At 37.1% G+C, this 17947-nt stretch carries 13 protein-coding genes; all 13 read right to left on the bottom strand.

The genetic code is table 11. The features are described 5' to 3' along the window. Positions 1 to 181: 181 nt before the first annotated feature. The 13 genes from R2R35_RS20775 to dxs all read right to left on the bottom strand — a co-directional run bounded on the left by R2R35_RS20775 (position 182) and on the right by dxs (position 17932). Positions 182 to 472 carry a spore coat protein gene (locus R2R35_RS20775; RefSeq protein ID WP_317731769.1) on the bottom strand — a complete coding sequence of 97 codons (291 nt, stop codon included), beginning with the start codon at positions 470 to 472 and terminating at the stop codon, positions 182 to 184. Between the two features lie 11 nt (positions 473 to 483). Next, positions 484 to 669: a hypothetical protein gene (locus R2R35_RS20770; protein ID WP_317731767.1), complete on the bottom strand. Its 186-nt coding sequence runs from the start codon at positions 667 to 669 to the stop codon at positions 484 to 486. 166 nt (positions 670 to 835) lie between these two features. Further along, on the bottom strand, positions 836 to 2278 hold the full coding sequence (glgA, locus tag R2R35_RS20765; protein ID WP_317731765.1) for a glycogen synthase GlgA: 1443 nt from the start codon (positions 2276 to 2278) through the stop codon (positions 836 to 838). Between the two features lie 213 nt (positions 2279 to 2491). After that, positions 2492 to 3295 carry a sporulation transcription factor Spo0A gene (gene spo0A / locus R2R35_RS20760; protein WP_317731764.1) on the bottom strand — a complete coding sequence of 268 codons (804 nt, stop codon included), beginning with the start codon at positions 3293 to 3295 and terminating at the stop codon, positions 2492 to 2494. Positions 3296 to 3776: 481 nt separating this feature from the next. Next, positions 3777 to 5066: a SpoIVB peptidase gene (gene spoIVB, locus R2R35_RS20755; protein ID WP_317731762.1), complete on the bottom strand. Its 1290-nt coding sequence runs from the start codon at positions 5064 to 5066 to the stop codon at positions 3777 to 3779. Between the two features lie 196 nt (positions 5067 to 5262). Beyond that, the gene (recN, locus tag R2R35_RS20750; protein ID WP_317731760.1) at positions 5263 to 6945 is read right to left on the bottom strand and encodes a DNA repair protein RecN; all 1683 of its coding nucleotides are present in this window, start codon (positions 6943 to 6945) and stop codon (positions 5263 to 5265) included. An 873-nt stretch (positions 6946 to 7818) separates the two neighbouring features. Then, complete coding sequence (locus R2R35_RS20745; RefSeq protein ID WP_317731759.1) at positions 7819 to 11676, bottom strand: Ig-like domain-containing protein; 3858 nt, start codon at positions 11674 to 11676, stop codon at positions 7819 to 7821. A gap of 178 nt (positions 11677 to 11854) precedes the next feature. Next, entirely contained in the window at positions 11855 to 12349 is a 495-nt protein-coding gene (locus tag R2R35_RS20740; RefSeq protein ID WP_317731758.1) for a YcxB family protein, read from the bottom strand. Positions 12350 to 12786: 437 nt separating this feature from the next. Then, positions 12787 to 13515, bottom strand: coding sequence for a YebC/PmpR family DNA-binding transcriptional regulator (locus R2R35_RS20735; RefSeq protein ID WP_317731757.1), 729 nt, complete (start codon positions 13513 to 13515; stop codon positions 12787 to 12789). Between the two features lie 114 nt (positions 13516 to 13629). Then, a complete protein-coding gene (gene argR, locus R2R35_RS20730) occupies positions 13630 to 14091 on the bottom strand; it encodes an arginine repressor (RefSeq protein WP_317731755.1) in 462 nt (153 codons plus the stop codon). Further along, the gene (locus tag R2R35_RS20725) at positions 14088 to 14981 is read right to left on the bottom strand and encodes an NAD(+)/NADH kinase (protein WP_317731754.1); all 894 of its coding nucleotides are present in this window, start codon (positions 14979 to 14981) and stop codon (positions 14088 to 14090) included. The genes argR and R2R35_RS20725 overlap by 4 nt, the downstream gene beginning before the upstream one ends. A gap of 73 nt (positions 14982 to 15054) precedes the next feature. Next, positions 15055 to 15870 carry a TlyA family RNA methyltransferase gene (locus tag R2R35_RS20720; RefSeq protein ID WP_317731752.1) on the bottom strand — a complete coding sequence of 272 codons (816 nt, stop codon included), beginning with the start codon at positions 15868 to 15870 and terminating at the stop codon, positions 15055 to 15057. Positions 15871 to 16012: 142 nt separating this feature from the next. After that, on the bottom strand, positions 16013 to 17932 hold the full coding sequence (gene dxs / locus R2R35_RS20715; RefSeq protein ID WP_317731751.1) for a 1-deoxy-D-xylulose-5-phosphate synthase: 1920 nt from the start codon (positions 17930 to 17932) through the stop codon (positions 16013 to 16015). Positions 17933 to 17947: the final 15 nt, after the last annotated feature.

Raw genomic sequence — 17947 nt, 5'->3', positions numbered from 1 at the left:
CTTTGTGCATTTTATCAGTAATATTTTTCCATTTACATTTATTCACGGAAGAAATCATAAGAAATCAAATGCAATATGGCATAAGGAGGAATCCGGACACGGGAGTATACTGCAGGTGCAGTATGTTCCATGGACTCCCTGCCGAATTCATTTCTATGACATTTGATAGGACCTTCTATTGTTATCTCATGCCTTGTGCTGCTTGTCCGCTTTGAGAGGACTGTACTGTCTGGTTAGCGATATTTCTCAGGTTTGTTATCTCTTCCTCTGTCGCTTTTTGTGAGGGAGGATAATAATTTTTATTTTTTGCTATTGTATACAGCTCATGCTGGCAGGTTTCTGCATCATTTCTCATCTGCTGTAATGTCTGTCTGAGTTCCTGATCTTCTGCCTGGGAAATCATATCTCCTAGACTTTTTAAACCTGCATTAATTGAACTAAGAGCGTCTGTTACCATTGCTTGTTCCTGCATATTGAAACCTCCTATTTAAGAAATTGAATTAGTTTCTGTCTTGTTTGCTCAGATGACTGCACTTCTTTCTGGAAAAACTGTTTCACATTGGGATCTGTGCACTGCTCCGCATAGGTCTGGTATTTCTGTTTATCAGATTCTCCGAAGACTAAAAGGTGTCTTAAATTCTGAACATCAAGTTTAGATAAATTACTCATTCATATTTCCTCCTTATACGTATATTCTCAGATAACAGCCATAAAATTTTGCTTTATTATCTAGACTTATTATTGCTTAGAGGTCTCTTTCTTATGCAGGAAAAAAAGAGTATATATTTTTATTCTAAAACATTCTTTGTTATTATTTTTAGTAATTTTAAAAATATTATTGTATCATATTGTCATACAGCGCTTCATAGAGTGCAGCCGAATTCTTCCAGGAATAATCCATAGCCATTCCACGGTCTACTATTTTATTCCACTCTCTTTTTTTATTATAAAAGACATTTTTGGCATAATTAATAACAGACAGCATTTCGTGGGCGTTATAATTGTGAAAGCAAAAACCTGTACCTGAATTATCAAATTCGTTATAAGCTATGACAGTATCCATTAGTCCTCCGGTTTCCCTGACAATGGGTACCGTTCCGTAGCGCAAGCTTATTAATTGGCTCAGACCGCAGGGTTCAAACAAAGACGGCATCAAAAAAGCATCACAAGCCGCATAAACCCTGTGGGCTCTTTCCTCTGAGAAAAATATACTGGCAGATACCCGGTCACCATATTTCCAGGCATAATGCCGAAAAAGGTTTTCATATTTAGCTTCTCCGGTTCCAACCACCACTAATTGAGTATCTTCCGAACAGATGCTTTCAATTACGCAGTCAATCAGATCCAAGCCCTTTTGATCAGTTAGTCGGGATACAATTCCTATCATGAATTTTTTCGGATTTACTTCTAAGCCCAACTCTTCCTGTAATGCCTTCTTATTCTTACACTTTTCTTTTCTGAAATTTTTACTGTTATATTGTATTGGAATGAGCTTATCAGTAGCAGGATCATATTCTTCATAATCTATACCATTTATGATTCCCTCCAGAGAATTGCTCCTTGCCCGCATCAGACCATCCAAACCTTCTCCGTAATAGGGGGTTTTTATTTCTTCAGCATAAGTCTTACTTACCGTAGTCACCTTGTCAGCATAGGTGATACCACCTTTTAAATAGTTTGCATCTCCGTATGCCTCCAGTTTATCCGGCGTAAAATAATAGTCGGATAGTCCGGTCACATCTTTCACTGTTTTTACATCCCAGACTCCCTGGAATTTCAAATTATGTATTGTCATTATTGATCTTATTCCGCTAAAAAATGCATCTCCTGAAAATAAATCCTTTAGATAAACGGGTATCAGACCTGTCTGCCAGTCATGACAGTGTATAATATCCGGTTTGAATTCAATTAAAGGAAGAATTGATAAAACAGCTTTTGAAAAAAATGCAAACTTCTCTATATCTTCGTAAATGTTCCCATAAGGTGTATTTCCGCAAAAATAAAACTCATTATCGATAAAATAGTAATGTATTCCACCTTCCTGTATCTCAAACAAGCCTACATACTTGTTTCTCCAGGATAAATCCATATAGAAACTGCATTTAAACTCCATTTTTTCTTTCAATACCTCTGGTATCGCTTTGTAATTTGGCATTACGACGCGTATATCGTACTTATCTTTATTAATGTATTTGGGTAAGGCACCTACAACATCTGCAAGACCACCTGTCTTTAAAAATGGAACACATTCAGAAGCTGCAAATAATATTTTTTTCATTTTTACCTCGCATTCTGCCGTAAGGACAGCACAAAATTTGAAATATAAGCTACATCAATAAATCCATTCTATGTTTTAATGTATTAATTATACATGATTTTCCTTTGTTAGTGAAGTTTTTTCATTAAAAAACTGCTTCAGTAAAACGAACGCCTGGCGCTCGTACCCCTTTTACTGAAGCAGTGTAATTCTAACAGCAATGTCTGATAGCTGTTATGCTCTTAATTTATATTCCAGTCTGATTTTGTCAGCAATTAGAGCTACAAATTCAGAATTGGTCGGCTTTCCTTTGCCGTTACTAACAGTATAACCAAATAATTCATCTATGGTGTCCATTTTTCCTCTGCTCCATGCAACTTCTATAGCATGTCTGATAGCTCTTTCAACTCTGCTGGGCGTTGTCTTATGACGTTTTGCAATGGACGGATATAACAGCTTTGTAATAGAATTTAACATTTCACTGTCATTTACAGACATCATAATAGCATCTCTAAGATACTGATATCCTTTAATGTGGGCAGGCACCCCTATTTCATGAATTATATTTGTTACATCGGATTCCAGATTTCTTTCCTTGTAATCATCCTTACTCTCATAAGTGCTTACACGGTGATTTTCAAATACTTTTGTATTATGTAAATCTCCTCTGATCTGTTTGATTCTCGTAAGAACCATATTGTTATCAAAGGGTTTCATAATATAGTAACTTGCACCTAATTCAAATGCATTCTCAGTTACACCTTCCTGCCCGATTGCAGTAATCACAATAAATGCCGGTATACTTTTAAAACTTTCATCCAACCTGACCTTTTCCATAACACCCAAACCATCCAATTTAGGCATTATCAAATCCAAAAGAACTACATCCGGCTTCTTATCCCGTATAACATCCAGTGCGTCGATACCATTGTCAGCTGTTCCTACTACTTCAATATCTGAGTCTCCCTTTAAGATTTCTTCTAACAGCTTTACGATTCTTTCATTGTCATCCACAATTGCTACATTGATTTTACCCACTTTGTTTTCCTCCCAAAATATTCCTTTTGCTTAAAAAAATTGTCTGACTTGAATACTTATTTACCTCCTTTGTATAATCACCTGCTAAAAAATAGTTCATCCGTACCATATTATAACTCTAATTGGCTTTCAAGTCAATATTTTCCATATTTTTTAACAAAATCTCGACTTTTTCTATAGATTTAAGTATTCAACTTTAAATATACAGCCTTTTACATATTACGTTACGGATGAAGCAAGTCAATTCGTAGAATACGCGAAGAATGAAATGTAAATTATTGACATATCCATATTATATACATATATTTCCATATTATCAATTCTTTCTTATCGCAATTTACGACATAGGTGCTTTTGTTTTGTGTATATAAGAAATATTATATTTCTTTTTACATAATAAAAATTCTTTTTAAGAATTTCTATTGTTAAATACTGTAGCATTTTATTGCTATAGTTGCAATAGGTCGATTGCAGCTTTATTTTATTTATCCTCCAAATTATTAAGCATATTTTCGATAAATGTCCCGTAACCTTTGGTTGAATCCTGTATGAAGACGTGAGTTACTGCTCCTATTATCTTGCCATTCTGTATGATTGGACTGCCGCTCATGCCTTGGACAATTCCACCTGTTTTGTCTATCAGGGCTTTATCAGTTATACTTATTACCATTCCTTTATTTGGGCTTTGACTATTTAGATCTATTTTGTCAATATTTATTTTATATTCTTTTACTTCATTTTCCACACAGGAATATATGGTTGCAGGTCCAAGCTTTATCTCCTGTTTTAACCCCACTGGTATTGCATCATAGGAATTTGCTTTGACGAATCCTGTGCCTATTCTGCCAAAGATACCTTGATTTGAATTTTTCAGGATATCGCCTATTTTATCTTCCGAATTTTGCTTGATCAGCCCGATCAGTTCTCCCGGAACACCTTGCTTTCCTTTGATGATCGTCATAATGTCCGCATTATATAAATAACCTCGCTCGATTTCCATCAGAAGACTGGTATCGATATCTGTAATTCCATGCCCTAAAGCACCAAACTGTCCATCCGGAGTGATAAAGGTAAGAGTTCCGATGCCTTGTGTGTTATCTCTTATCCAGGCTCCTATCTTATACTCGCCATCCGGGGTCTTAACAGGCGTAACTTTGTATTCTGTAAGTTTATCATCACGACGTAAAGTAATCTTTACATCCTTTCCGTCACTATGCTGTATTTCCTCAATTAATTCTTCTTTGTTATGGATTACTGTGCTGTTTATTTTCGTTATATAATCGCCAGTCTTTAGCTTATTCAGGGAAGGTTCATAATTTAAACCGTCCGCACCGTTTATTACACCGGTACCAAGTACCATAACACCATCGGTCTCAATATAAATACCTATCGGGTTCCCACAGGGAATTACTTCTTTTTGATCTATTACACCTATGGTAACTTCCTTGAAATTAAGAAATCCAAATAATTTCAGATTGACTTTATAGCTGCCTGCAGCACTGGACTTGATAGTAAAAGGCTGGCTAAAGTTCAATTTAATCTGACTTTTTGGCACAGTTTTATTATTTACACTCAGAACATCTACGTCTCCGTTCGTTACACTGCCTTCCATCGGTAACTTAAAATTAAATTCTTCATCTTCACCTACCAGGATTTTGATAGAATCCGGTATGCTGTTGTCAATATACTGATAAGTAAAATAACCTAACACCATTATATTAATACACAAAACCAGAATAAGGATTTTACGATAAACAGATCTTCTATGCATGATTTCAGCTCCCTCTACGCTTTTTCGCGTAAATTATTCAAATTTTATATAAACAGATATCTATCAAACGAATATGCACGTTTAGTTGTCCTATTAAAGGACAAAATTCCTAACATAAAAAAGGATATACACTAAAAAGTGTATATCCTTAAAACAACTGCCTTATGTTAGTATGTGTAGTAAATAAATTTTCAAACTATCTTTTTTTGTTTTTTTTCGCAAGTGTAATCATTTCCTTTGCACTGTCTAGAACTGTTTTGGTTATTTCAGCGCCACCAAGTATTCTGGCAATTTCCTCAACGGATTGCTGCTCTTCTAATTGTCGTATGCCGGTTCTTGTGGTCTGTCCGTCGGTCTGTTTTTCAATAATAAAATGACTATCAGCCATGGATGCAATCTGCGCCAGATGGGTGATACATATTATCTGATGACTGGAGGATATCTCTGATAATTTCTCAGATACCTTTTGTGCCGTTCTTCCGCTAATACCAGTATCAATCTCATCAAAAATCAAGGTATCTATCTCATCCTTATCAGCAAATACTGATTTTATGGCAAGCATTATTCTCGATAATTCTCCTCCTGATGCAACTTTTGACAGAGTCTTCATTTCTTCACCCGGATTAACAGAAATGAGGTATTCTGCGTCATCAAAGCCATCTTTTGTGTAATTATCTTTCCGGGTCAGTTCGATGGCAAACTGTACATCAAGAAAATTCAGATCAAGTAAAGCATTTTTAATCTCAGCTGCTAAGACTTTTGCGTTTTTCTTTCGTATTTCTGATAATCTAACGCACAGGCTATGTACTTCTCTTTCCTGCTCGGCTATTTGCCGGTTAAGCTCCTCCAGTGTTACCTCATAATTATAATACTGTTCCAGCTTAATTTCGCCTTCTTCCAATACCTTTAATATATCAGCAATCGAATTCCCATATTTTGCCTTCAAATGATTTATCAGATTTAAACGTTCTTCCACTGCCGCAAAATCTTCTTCCTGGTTATTTAAATCCGATTGATATTCCGATAGATTACGATTAAAATCATTGACAAGTGCTTCCACATCAAGTATCTGATTATAAATTCCTTCCAGGTCCTTATCATATTCAATCAGCTTCGACAGTTGTTTGACGCTTCGTCCTAACATTTCCCCTGCAGACCCAGCTGATTGATACCCCATACAATCATAAACCTGCCCAATTCCTTCTGCTATTATTCTGGCATTTGAAAGCTTCTTATATTCACTTGTTAATAGTTCATCTTCTCCTTGCTTTAATCTGGCTTCCGTTATTTCCTTTATCTCATATTCAAGATAAGATATTTCACGAAGTCGCTTATCCTCATCAATCATTAATTCTGAAAGCTTGTTTTTCAACTCAGTCAACTGTAAATATTCCTTCGATAGCTTTTGTTTCAGCCGGAACACTTCCTCTTTAGCATAGCGGTCTATAATATCAAGATAATTCTCTTTGTAGAGTAAGGATTGATGTTCATGCTGACCATGGATATCTATCAGTAAAGCAGCTATTTCTTTAAGGCTCTGGCTTGTCACTGTCTCTCCGTTAATTTTACTGATACTTTTCCCATTGGTTATCTTACGGGTTATCAGTATCTGTCTGTCTTCAAAAGGCAGATCAAGCTCTTTCATTCTGCTCTCCACCGCCTTACTGCCAGTTTCGAAAAGAAGTTCAACCATAGCATAGTCCGCACCGCGTCTGATAATGTCTTTGCTGATCTTTCCTCCCAGACATACATTAATAGAGCCAATGATAATGGACTTTCCAGCTCCAGTTTCTCCTGTAAGTATATTTAGCCCATCCTTCAAGGTTATATCCACTTCATCAATAATTGCAAAATTCTTTACATGTAAATTGAGCAGCAAGCTTTCTCCTCCTAAAGGTAAGTATATTTATAGTAATTTATTTGATTGCGCCATACAAAACATATGTTCTTTTTCTCATAATAACATAACATAAAATTTTGCGCAAGCAATTTATCCTGGTTGTTGGTTAAATAATTGTAATAATAATTGGGGCTTTAATTTTGATCTCTGGAATTTGTTTCAGATCCGCTTAATTTTATGAACTGAAATTAATTCAGCAAAATATGAATCGGAATGAGGTGCAGGAAGTACTGGATTAAGTTCTTTGATAAATATTGCAATTAGATCTTTAGCAAGAACTTTTTAGTAAGAATTGCAATTAGATTTTAGTAAGAATCACAATAAAATTTTAGTAAGAATCACAATAGGATTTTTATAAGAATTGGAATAGGATTTTAATAAGAATTGGAATAGGATTTTAGTAAGAATTGATGGAATTTTTATAAGAATTGCAATAAGCTTTTAGTAAGAATTGATGGGATTTTTATAAGAATCGCAATAAGCTTTTAGAAAGAATTGCAATAAGATTCTAGTAAAAAACAGGTAGGAAACAAATAGGAATAATCTACTCAGCAATGATAAGCTTATCCAAACTACAGATACAGAATCTGATATCTACAATTTATTATCTACAATTAATATCTGCAATTTTCTATCTGCAATTATATATATGTTAGTGTTTATATATATATTAGTGTTTATATATGATGTTAACTAACTTTCGAATAACTGTATCCTACCAGGGCAAATCGTTATGGGTTTATATGAAGAAAAATCAGAAAATCTATAGCAGATGCATTAGGAGCAATTATTGCCATCAGATACGGATATTCAATCCGCACCTGATGGTCAAAACAAATTACTTATTCTTCCTTACTTTATCTTTGTTACTGTCAGCTTACACGTCAACCTTCTACCGTTAACATTGGCTATAATTGTTGTGGTACCCGTTCTTCTGGTGCTTACTTTTCCGTTTGTCACAACAGCAATATCAGAATTTACAATATCCCAGGAGACATTACTACTGATACCAAGTACATACAATGTATAATCTGAATATTGTTCCAATACCAGATTTGTTGTATTTAATCCTACAACAGTAACTTTCGTAGTAGCAGTTTTTCCTGACTCTGTCATAACCGTTAAATTGGCAATACCAGGCCGTTTAGCTGTTAATTTACCGGAAGTTGTAACATCTGCTACTGATTTATTATCACTGGCCCATTTAACAGTATCCGTTGAAGTTGCAGGATTTAATGCTTTTTCCAAGACAGCCGTTTCACCAACTACCATGGTCAGATTTTGATTCATAATCGTAACGCTATTTGACGGTACCCGCGGTTGAACAATAACATAACTGATTGCATATTTGCCGCTGCTATCTTTAGCGGATGCCTTAATTGTTACGTTACCTGCCTTTAATGCTGTTACCTTACCGGCTGAATCCACAATTGCTACTGATTCATCACTGGATTTCCAGGTAACTGTCCTATATGTTGAGTTGCTAGGCTTAACAGTTGCTTTTAAAGTAAAGCTTTTACCTACAACAGTTGTTACTGCGGTTTTGTTAAGGGTTACCGAAGTAACAGATCTTACTACCCGTATTGAAGATGTGGCGGTAACACCGCTACCATCAAGTGCTTTTACGGTAATAGTAGCAGTACCGATGGCTTTTCCGGTAATCTTACCCTTTTGATCAACTGTAACAATTTTCGGATTACTGGATTTCCAACTAACTTTTGGATTCGTTGCCGCATTGGTCTTTACAGTAGCTACCAGGTTATAACTCTTTTTCAGTCCAAGTTTATAGCTGGTTTTATTTAGTTTAATACTGGTAACCTTTTCAATTACAGTAACGGTACAAAATGCTGTAAATTTACCATCAGTGGTCTTTGCCGTTATAACTGCAGTACCACCTTTGATACCTTTGATTCTACCACTGCTTGATACAGTAGCTACACTTGTCTTGGAACTCGCCCAGATTACTGAAACTTCGCTGGCCGCTGCACTAGGTTTAATGGTTGCTTTCAAATCAAAGGAATCACCGATTACAACGGTTTTTTCCGTATAGTTCAATTGCAGCCCCGTTGCCTCAGCTTTTACCGTAACATTACAATATAGAATCGTACCGGTTGATGTTGTAGCCGTAATCATTGTCTTACCGGCTGCTTTTGCTGTTATGGTACCTTTCTCATTAACGGAAGCGATTGTAGCATCCAGAGAAGCCCAGGTTAAGGTATAGTCTGTTGCTGTTGCCGGCGTAGGTGTAACTGTTATGGTATATGTCTTGCCAACATATAGTTCCAGGCTTGTTACGTCAAATGCCAGCCCTGTCGCTTTTTCTTTTACAGTAATTGTACAGGTGGACATATAAAGACCATCTGCGGTTTTTAATATAATAACTGCCGTTCCTGCTTTTACAGCTGTAATATTTCCATTAGAGTCCACATTTACGACACTTGAATCCGAAGTACTCCAGGTAACAGCTGTGTTGGTTGCATTGGTAGGTGTAATAATATACGATAGCTTCGTTTTCTCTCCCGTATACATTACCTTGCTGGACTCATCCAATTTAATAGCGGATGCAGAAACACCTACTGTCAGATTGCAGACTGCCGTTACTGAAGGGTTATCTACAGATGTTACAATAATAGAAGTTGTTCCCGGAGCAACTAATGTAATTAAGCCCTTGTCATTGACTGTTGCAACACTTGGATTGGTAGACTTCCAGGTTACTCCCTGTTCTGTGGCAGTGGAAGGATTAACCGTTGCATTTAACTGATATGTTTTTGCCGACTGCATGAGATTTAAGGAAGTTGCGGACAAGGTTATACTTGACACACTTTCCTTTACTGTAACTTTACTATATCCGATTATATAATTTTCCGTATTTATTGCAGTTATAATAACGGTTCCAGCCACACCTTTTGCAGCAATGTTTGCATATGTAGAGCTGCTTTCAACAATTTCAACAATTTCAGGATTTGAACTGGTCCATTTTATGGGAATGCTTCTCGTACTATTGTTATCAAATTCTGCTTTCAGGGTCTTAAATCCGGTTTTGTCTAATATAACAGTTTCAGGATTTATCGTTAATTTTGTTACTGTATTTTCAACATGAACAAGACAATATGCCTGTTTAACAACGCCACCTATGGTAATAGTCGCTACAATATAAGCATTTCCTTTGGATACACCTTTTACCAGCCCATTTTCAACGGTAGCATACTTGGATCCGTCGTTGCTTGAGGAAAATGGAAGGTCAGGATTTAGAACGCTTGTCCACACAACACTTGCCTGATCTGTTGTTGTGGTCGCCAGCAACTGAAGTTCACCGGCAGTATAGATATATGCTTCTGTCATATTAAGAGATATTCCATCCACTACCGTTAGATTTGTAGTATATATCTCAGATGATCCTGAAGTGTTGTTTTTTACAGTTATTACACTGGTACCGCTTTTCTTTGCATATATGGTTCCGTTACTTATACCTGCAATGTCATTCTTACTGCTGGTGATTGTATAATCAGAATTTCCTTTAATACCGGCAGCATTCGCCATGTCATAGGTATCATTTACATTCATTACTAAATAAGCAGGTACCTTCGGCCTGAAATCCACATAGATTTTAACATAAGGCACCGCTACAGAATCTTGATTGTCAAGACTGATATCACTTGGTATATACATCGAATCCGTAAAACCCATAAAAACGTACTCACCTACCTGTGCATTTGCAACAGTGAGGGTACCAAAATCTGTAGAACCTGCTGCCGGAGTTGTATAATAATTAATAACTCCTGTTGTTTGTGTAATAATGCTAAGACCTGTACTTGATTTCTTATATACTCTCCACGTCAAATTTGCAGGATCTTTTGCATTTGTTTTAAAAGTAACGGATTGGTCGGTAATTTGCTCTACCTTTGTACTCAGTGTTGAATCCGTTAATTTTCCGGCTTTGGGAGTTATAATTATTTTAAATGTTTTTTTCATGGGCGACTGGGAAACATCCGCTGCAACATTATTCGTACTGACAGTTATTATCGCAACTCCTGCACCCACAGGCTTAACGATTCCTTTAGAATCAACTTCTGCAACATTCTTGTCTGAACTACTGTATTTTAAGCTGGCATTATCAGACTGCAAGCCGCTGACACCGTTATCCACCGGTGAATAGACTAATTTAATCTGTTGCGTAGTAGTTAAGTCTTTAAATAACATTACACTTCGATCAATTTGTACCGCACTACCGGAATTTAAAGCATTTATAAAATCCGTGCGGTCAATATCAAAACCAACTTCAACGTTAAGATACAGTGAGTAGTTTATGTTGTTCTTCTCAAAGGTTACCATTACCTGTGCATATCCTGGACCCACACGTTCAAGTTTTGCCTGCAGTTTGTTTGTACTAATATCCTTTATATGAATTATACTTGAATTATTCGCTGAATTTCCAGATGTTACATCCGTATTATTTACGAACCAGTGTATATTACTGGCATCCGACATATCCACTCCCGATGCACCGCTTATCTGTATATTACTGGTATCTGTTGTCAGCGGTAATTTCGAGTAGGATTCAAACACCGTACCATTTACTGTAAAATAATAGCCGGTTGCAGCTTCGATACTAGTGGTACTATTTGGTTGAAAAATTGCTGTAAAAGCAATTAACAAACAGCATATTATGGCTATACACCTACGTTTTTTTTTCATACTTTGTTGATTCATTAAAGTCCTCCCTGTTTTGCTGCTCCATTCTACTTTCTTTTACAATATATCGGTTAAATGCAACCTTCCATTTAGTTGTATTTGATTTAAATTTAATGGTATCTTTTGTCATTCCTGTGTCATTCATGCTCACGAGCATGGTTATATATTCCTATATCCGAAATAACTCAAACAGATTTTACTTGCATTTACTATCAATAAAAACCAGGAACTCATTGTAGGTTCCCTGTGTGAATCCCTCCACATCCAGCCTGATTCCAGAACCGTTCTTAAAAACTATAATGAAATCATTCTTACTCTCATAATATTCCTTCACCTGTTCCCACTGGTACTGAGCTTTTATATTCCCATCTTCTACCTTAATGCTCTCAGACATTCTGATAATACGTTCCCATTCACTTTTCCCTTGTGTGGCAGCATTGGCTTTATATTGCTTTATAAATAACATTCTGGTCTGGAATACACTACGATAAATACAATAGACAATCAATACCAGGTAGAAGGGGATTATCAAATAATCTCCGCTGATGATTGCTTGAATCATCGTTATGGCAATAAAAATAGTCAGAACATACCATATCAAGTTAAGCTTATTTTTCTTTACTGGATTTTTAGCCCAGCTGATATAACGGTCCTTAGACATTGTGTAACGATTTTCAAATAATTTTTCCATAAGTCCTCTCTGTGATAATAATATTTTTGGGTTATATATAAGCTGAATTTTATAGCCTCTTCCTACTATAAAAAATACCCCTGTTATTTATACCCGGAAAGGGGATAAAATTTCACCTTATATAAGGTTCATCTTTTCATTTATTATTAATTATATCTTATGCGACAAATTAATTCAAATTAATTCAACAGTCTTTTGCATCCGACAAGCTTAAACCATAACACAGCAGCAGGGGAGACAGGAGATAATTTTAAGTATTTATGATTATAAAGTTACAAACCGTATTCCCATCCTAATATCCTTCAATCGATTCAGGTCTGCTCATTGAGAAAAGAATATTAGTCTGAACTATTAAATCTCCAAGCAAAAAAACCTCCTGTAATATCATCATTGATGATATACGGAGGTTATTATTAATCTTGTTTTACTATCCAGATTTACTCATCCCAGTTATGATAAACTTCCTGAACATCGTCATCTTCATCTAATAAATCAAGGGTACGATTCATCATTTTAATATCCTGATCATCGGTAAGCTCAACCCAGGTCTGAGGAATCATAGTTACTTCTGCCTGTGCCATAGGAATGCCGGCATTTTCAAGAGCTTCTCTTACTGCACTGAAGCTGTCTTCGTCTGAAAGAATCTCATAGCTGTCTTCTTCTTCATTAAAATCTGAAGCACCAGCATCAAGAGCCAGCATCATCAAATCATCTGCTTCTTTGTCATACTCTTCTTTATCAATAATAATCTGTCCTCTTCTATCAAACATAAAAGATACACAGCCAGGAGTTCCAACATTACCATTTCCTTTTGTAAATGCATTTCTTACGTTAGAAGCGGTACGGTTCTTATTATCCGTAAGAGCTTCAACGATGATAGCCGTTCCGTTAGGACCGTAGCCTTCATAAGTAACGAATTCATAATTAACGGAATTAGCATCTCCTGCTGCTTTCTTTATACTTCTGTCAATGGTATCATTGGGCATATTATTGGATTTTGCTTTAGCAATAATATCTTTTAATTTGTTGTTTGAGTTGGGATCTGCTCCGCCTTCTTTTACTGCTACTGCTATTTCTCTTCCTAACTTCGTAAAAATCTTACCTTTAACAGCATCATTTTTTTCTTTTTTATGCTTGATATTCGCAAACTTGGAATGTCCTGACATACGTATTTCTCCTTTTTTATACCGTCAGTCCAAAAAAGACCGTAAAAAATGAATCCCTTTTACGGACTGACAAGGTTACTGAATTGTATTTATTTTACCATGGATGTTTTTCATTTACAAGGATTTCGAATTAATTAGTTTATTTAGCTTCTCCATAACCCCGATTGTTTCTTCCGTAGTCTTAATAATACACATTAAAGTATCATCACCTGCGATACATCCCATTATTCCCTGAATATGAAGCGCGTCCAGAGCTGCTGCTACCGCCATAGCCATTCCTGATACCGTCTTGATCACGATTATATTCTGAGCCATATCCATGGAAAGAAAACCTTCTCTTAAAACTCTTACATATTTTTCGCTCATTCCGGTTTCTGTGTTATTCAATACAATATATTTCTGTCTTCCGTCATCTACAGCAACTTTTGTCAGCTTTAACTCCCTGATGTCACGTGAAATGGTTGCCTGGGTCACGTTATAGCCAGCCTGAGTTAACAGATCCGCTAAATCTTCTTGTGTTTCTATATCATTTTTACTAATGAGCTCAATAATTTTGCTCTGTCTGCCAACTTTCATCCCTTTTCTCCGCCTTGTCCGATTTTTTTTCTCAGAACTTCAAAAAATTCTACGTGATTAATCTTTACCATTCTTGTTTTCTCATGGGCTTTTGTTATATGAATGCTACTTCCTGCCTTCAACTCTCCCGCTGGTCTGCCATCCAGTACAGCAACTGCACCTTCTTCATTGGGCTGCTTATTCTCATTAATCTGAATTCTGACAGAATCACCAGATGAGACAATAATACTCCTCGCTCCCAAGGTATGTGGACAAATCGGGGTTATTACCAGTATGTCAGCATCAGGTTTTACCACAGGCCCTCCGGAGGAGAGACTATAACCAGTTGATCCGGTGGGAGTTGATACTATAACCCCATCCCCCCGGTAACTATCCGCCAATTCACCATTTACATAAATGCTTATGTTAATAATTCTTGAAAAATTGCTTCTGGATATTACAATATCATTAAGTACGATACCAAGACTTTCAACATTTTCACCTTCTATCAGGCTTCCATGAAGCATAATTCTTTCTTCAATTGAATAATTATCTTCAAAAAGGCTGTCTAAGGCAGTCCATATTTGCTGCTTTTCGATTTCAGCCAGAAATCCCAATGTCCCAAGATTGATTCCCAGGATTGGTATCCCTAAACCGCATACAGAATCTGCCGCCTGAATTATTGTACCATCTCCGCCTAATACAATGATACAATCAACATCTTCCTCTATTTCTTCCGAAAAGGTTTGTCCCTTATTACCGCTACTGCTGTTACTTGTATAACCGCAGTTCTCTTTCCTGTCAACACACACACAATCCTTCTGATGCAGTGTCATATATTTCACAATCTCATTGGTCAGCTCTAAATCCGCATCTTTGTTTCGATTGGTTATCAGACAAAATTTATTCATGAAAGCTCCTGTACTTACATTGCTGTGGTTATTTATACAATGATACCGACATTGTAACATAAAGCCGGTCTATTTACAAGTTTAAAGTATTATGAGACTTTTCTACTATTTCATCTATCCGGCCGAGTTCTTCATTTTCCTCGGAAGTCACTACATTTTCAGCCTTTTTTAGATGGAGCAGATACTCGATATTACCCTCAGGTCCCTTAATGGGAGAATAGTCCAGATTAAGGACTGTAAATCCTATGGATTTTGCATATTCAATCACTTTTATGATTACTTCCCGGTGAACCTCCCGCTCTCTGACAACACCTTTTTTCCCCACCTTTTCACGTCCTGCTTCAAACTGAGGTTTAATAAGGCACATTACTTCTCCATTATACTTCAGCAGATTTCTAACAGGTTCCAATACCAGCGTCAGAGATATAAAGGCTACATCGATTGAGATAAAATCCATTTCCTCTTTAATATCTTCTGCAGTGACGTGGCGGATGTTCGTCTTCTCCATAGACACAACCCTTTCGTCCTGCCTTAATTTCCAGGCCAGCTGATTGGTACCTACGTCTACGGCAAAAACCTTTACTGCTCCATTCTGCAGCATACAGTCAGTAAACCCTCCGGTAGAAGAGCCCACATCCATACATACCTTTCCTTCCATCTGTAGCCCGAAGGAAGCTATGGCTTTTTCAAGCTTTAGACCGCCACGGCTGACATATTTAAGTGTCATTCCTCTTACTTCGATATTTACGGTATCAGGAAAGGAAGACCCTGCCTTATCTTCTCTTATCCCATCCACAAATACATTTCCCGCCATGATAATTGCTTTGGCCTTTTCCCTGGATTCCGCCAGATTCCTGTTTACTAATAAAACGTCTAAACGTTCTTTCACTTTATCCCCTTTCGTGAATATCAAATTTCGGATTTGATATTCCTGAATTCGTAGTTAATAAAACAATCGTTTTTCAACCTGTTCTACCTGTGTTAAATGTCTCAACTGATAATTAGGATAACAATCAATACAGTTTTGTATTTTACTCAAAATCCTTTATTTCATCAATAAAATTCCTGATACGCTTTACAAGAGCTGCTGCATCAAATTCAAGCTTCTCTTTCAGCACACCTACATCTCCCTGTTCAATAAACTGGTTCGGCAAAGATATATTCAATAGTCTTATATCCCTTAACTCCTGATCTACCAAATAACCAGCCACCATTTCACCCAAACCGCCTCTTCGGACATTTTCTTCCATGGTTACCCATGCGCCGTGGTTCACAGACATTCCCTGCAGCATATCCATATCAAAGGGTTTAAGAAAACGTATATTTACAAATGTTATTTCCAAACCTTCTTCCATCAGAGTTTTTGATACTTCATCTCCGGTCTCCACCATACTTCCGGCCGCAAGAATTAATATACGCTTATTTTTTGCTTCTCTGCTTTCATCTTCCTGAATACTGTTATACAATATCTCACTTTTACCAAATACAATCGGTGCATTGTATTCCATTAAGCCTTCATATGCTTTTCCTCTTGGATAACGTATGGCAATCGGGCCGTTAAAGTCATATGCAAATTCAAGCATATCCTTTAATTCTTTACCGTTTTTTGGAGCCATTACGGTTAGATTTGGAATATGCGTTAAATACGAAATGTCAAATATTCCCTGATGTGTCTCTCCGTCATTCCCCACCAGTCCGGCACGGTCTATAGCAAATATCACTGGAAGAGAACCTATACAGACATCATGCACAATCTGGTCGTAAGCCCTTTGCAAAAAGGTGGAATAGATGGCAACTACCGGCTTCATACCACCGGAAGCAAGGCCTGCTGCAAAGGTAACCGCATGCTCTTCTGCAATCCCGACATCAAAGAAGCGGTCAGGATATTTCTTTTTAAACTGATTAAGACCTGTACCGCTTGGCATAGCTGCTGTAATTGCAACCAGATCCTGATGTTTCTCCCCAAGTTCCAGAACTGCCTCTGAAAAAACTTCTGTATAGGCAGCTCCTTTTTTAGCTTTTAGATTTTTACCGGTTTTGACATCGAAAGCTTCCACACCGTGGAACTGGCTGGGATTCTTCTCAGCCGGCTTGTATCCTCTTCCTTTTTGTGTAACCACATGAACAATAACCGCCTTCCTGGCTTTTGAGGCACTGGAAAGGGCCATCTGTAACTCACTCAGGTTATGTCCGTCTATCGGTCCTATATAAGTAAGGCCCATATCTTCAAACAGCATTCCCGGAATTACCAGGCGTTTGATGGAGTCCTTGGATTTTCTCACTTTATCCGCTATTATATGTCCCACACCCGGAACATTGTTAAGCGCTTTTTCTACTTTATGCTTTAAATTGATATATTTATCCCCTGTACGTAATTTGCCAAGGTAATTAGCCATCCCGCCTACATTTTCAGAGATGGACATCTTATTATCATTTAGTATTATTGTAAGATTCGATTTTAAAGCGGCAGCATTATTCAAGGCCTCAAAGGCCATACCTCCGGATAAGGCTCCGTCGCCAATTACTGCCACTACTCTTTCGTCGGTGCCTTTAATATCCCTTGCCTGAACTAATCCCATAGCAGCGGAAATGGAGGTTGAGCTGTGTCCGGTATCAAAACTGTCACAACAGCTTTCTTTTCTTTTCGGAAAACCACTTAAACCTTCAAAGGTCCGAAGGCTTTTAAATTCATTCTTTCTGCCGGTTAAAAGCTTATGGGTATATGCCTGATGTCCTACATCCCATATAAGCTTATCTTTCGGAAAATCCAGATAAAGGTGAAGGGCCATGGTTAATTCCACGGTTCCTAGATTGGAGGCCAGATGACCCCCGGTCTTACTTATGTTCTCAATTAAATAGTCACGTATTTCCTCCGCCAGTATATTGTGATCCGACGGCTTTATTTTCTTTATATCGTTGGCTTCATTTATAAGCTCCAGCGCACCTGCCACTGTTTCACCTTCTTT

The organism is Anaerocolumna sp. AGMB13020 (genome assembly GCF_033100115.1).
In the GTDB taxonomy this organism is placed as follows: Bacteria; Bacillota; Clostridia; order Lachnospirales; family Lachnospiraceae; genus Anaerocolumna.
This window is presented reverse-complemented; position numbering and strand designations above follow the sequence as displayed.

Bases quoted from the DNA above. Each gene is read 5' to 3' on its own strand.
- R2R35_RS20775 (WP_317731769.1), bottom strand. From the start codon at position 472: ATGCAGGAACAAGCAATGGTAACAGACGCTCTTAGTTCAATTAATGCA.
- R2R35_RS20770 (WP_317731767.1), bottom strand. From the start codon at position 669: ATGAGTAATTTATCTAAACTTGATGTTCAGAATTTAAGACACCTTTTA.
- glgA (WP_317731765.1), bottom strand. From the start codon at position 2,278: ATGAAAAAAATATTATTTGCAGCTTCTGAATGTGTTCCATTTTTAAAG.
- spoIVB (WP_317731762.1), bottom strand. From the start codon at position 5,066: ATGCATAGAAGATCTGTTTATCGTAAAATCCTTATTCTGGTTTTGTGT.
- R2R35_RS20745 (WP_317731759.1), bottom strand. From the start codon at position 11,676: ATGAATCAACAAAGTATGAAAAAAAAACGTAGGTGTATAGCCATAATA.
- R2R35_RS20740 (WP_317731758.1), bottom strand. From the start codon at position 12,349: ATGGAAAAATTATTTGAAAATCGTTACACAATGTCTAAGGACCGTTAT.
- R2R35_RS20735 (WP_317731757.1), bottom strand. From the start codon at position 13,515: ATGTCAGGACATTCCAAGTTTGCGAATATCAAGCATAAAAAAGAAAAA.
- argR (WP_317731755.1), bottom strand. From the start codon at position 14,091: ATGAAAGTTGGCAGACAGAGCAAAATTATTGAGCTCATTAGTAAAAAT.
- R2R35_RS20725 (WP_317731754.1), bottom strand. From the start codon at position 14,981: ATGAATAAATTTTGTCTGATAACCAATCGAAACAAAGATGCGGATTTA.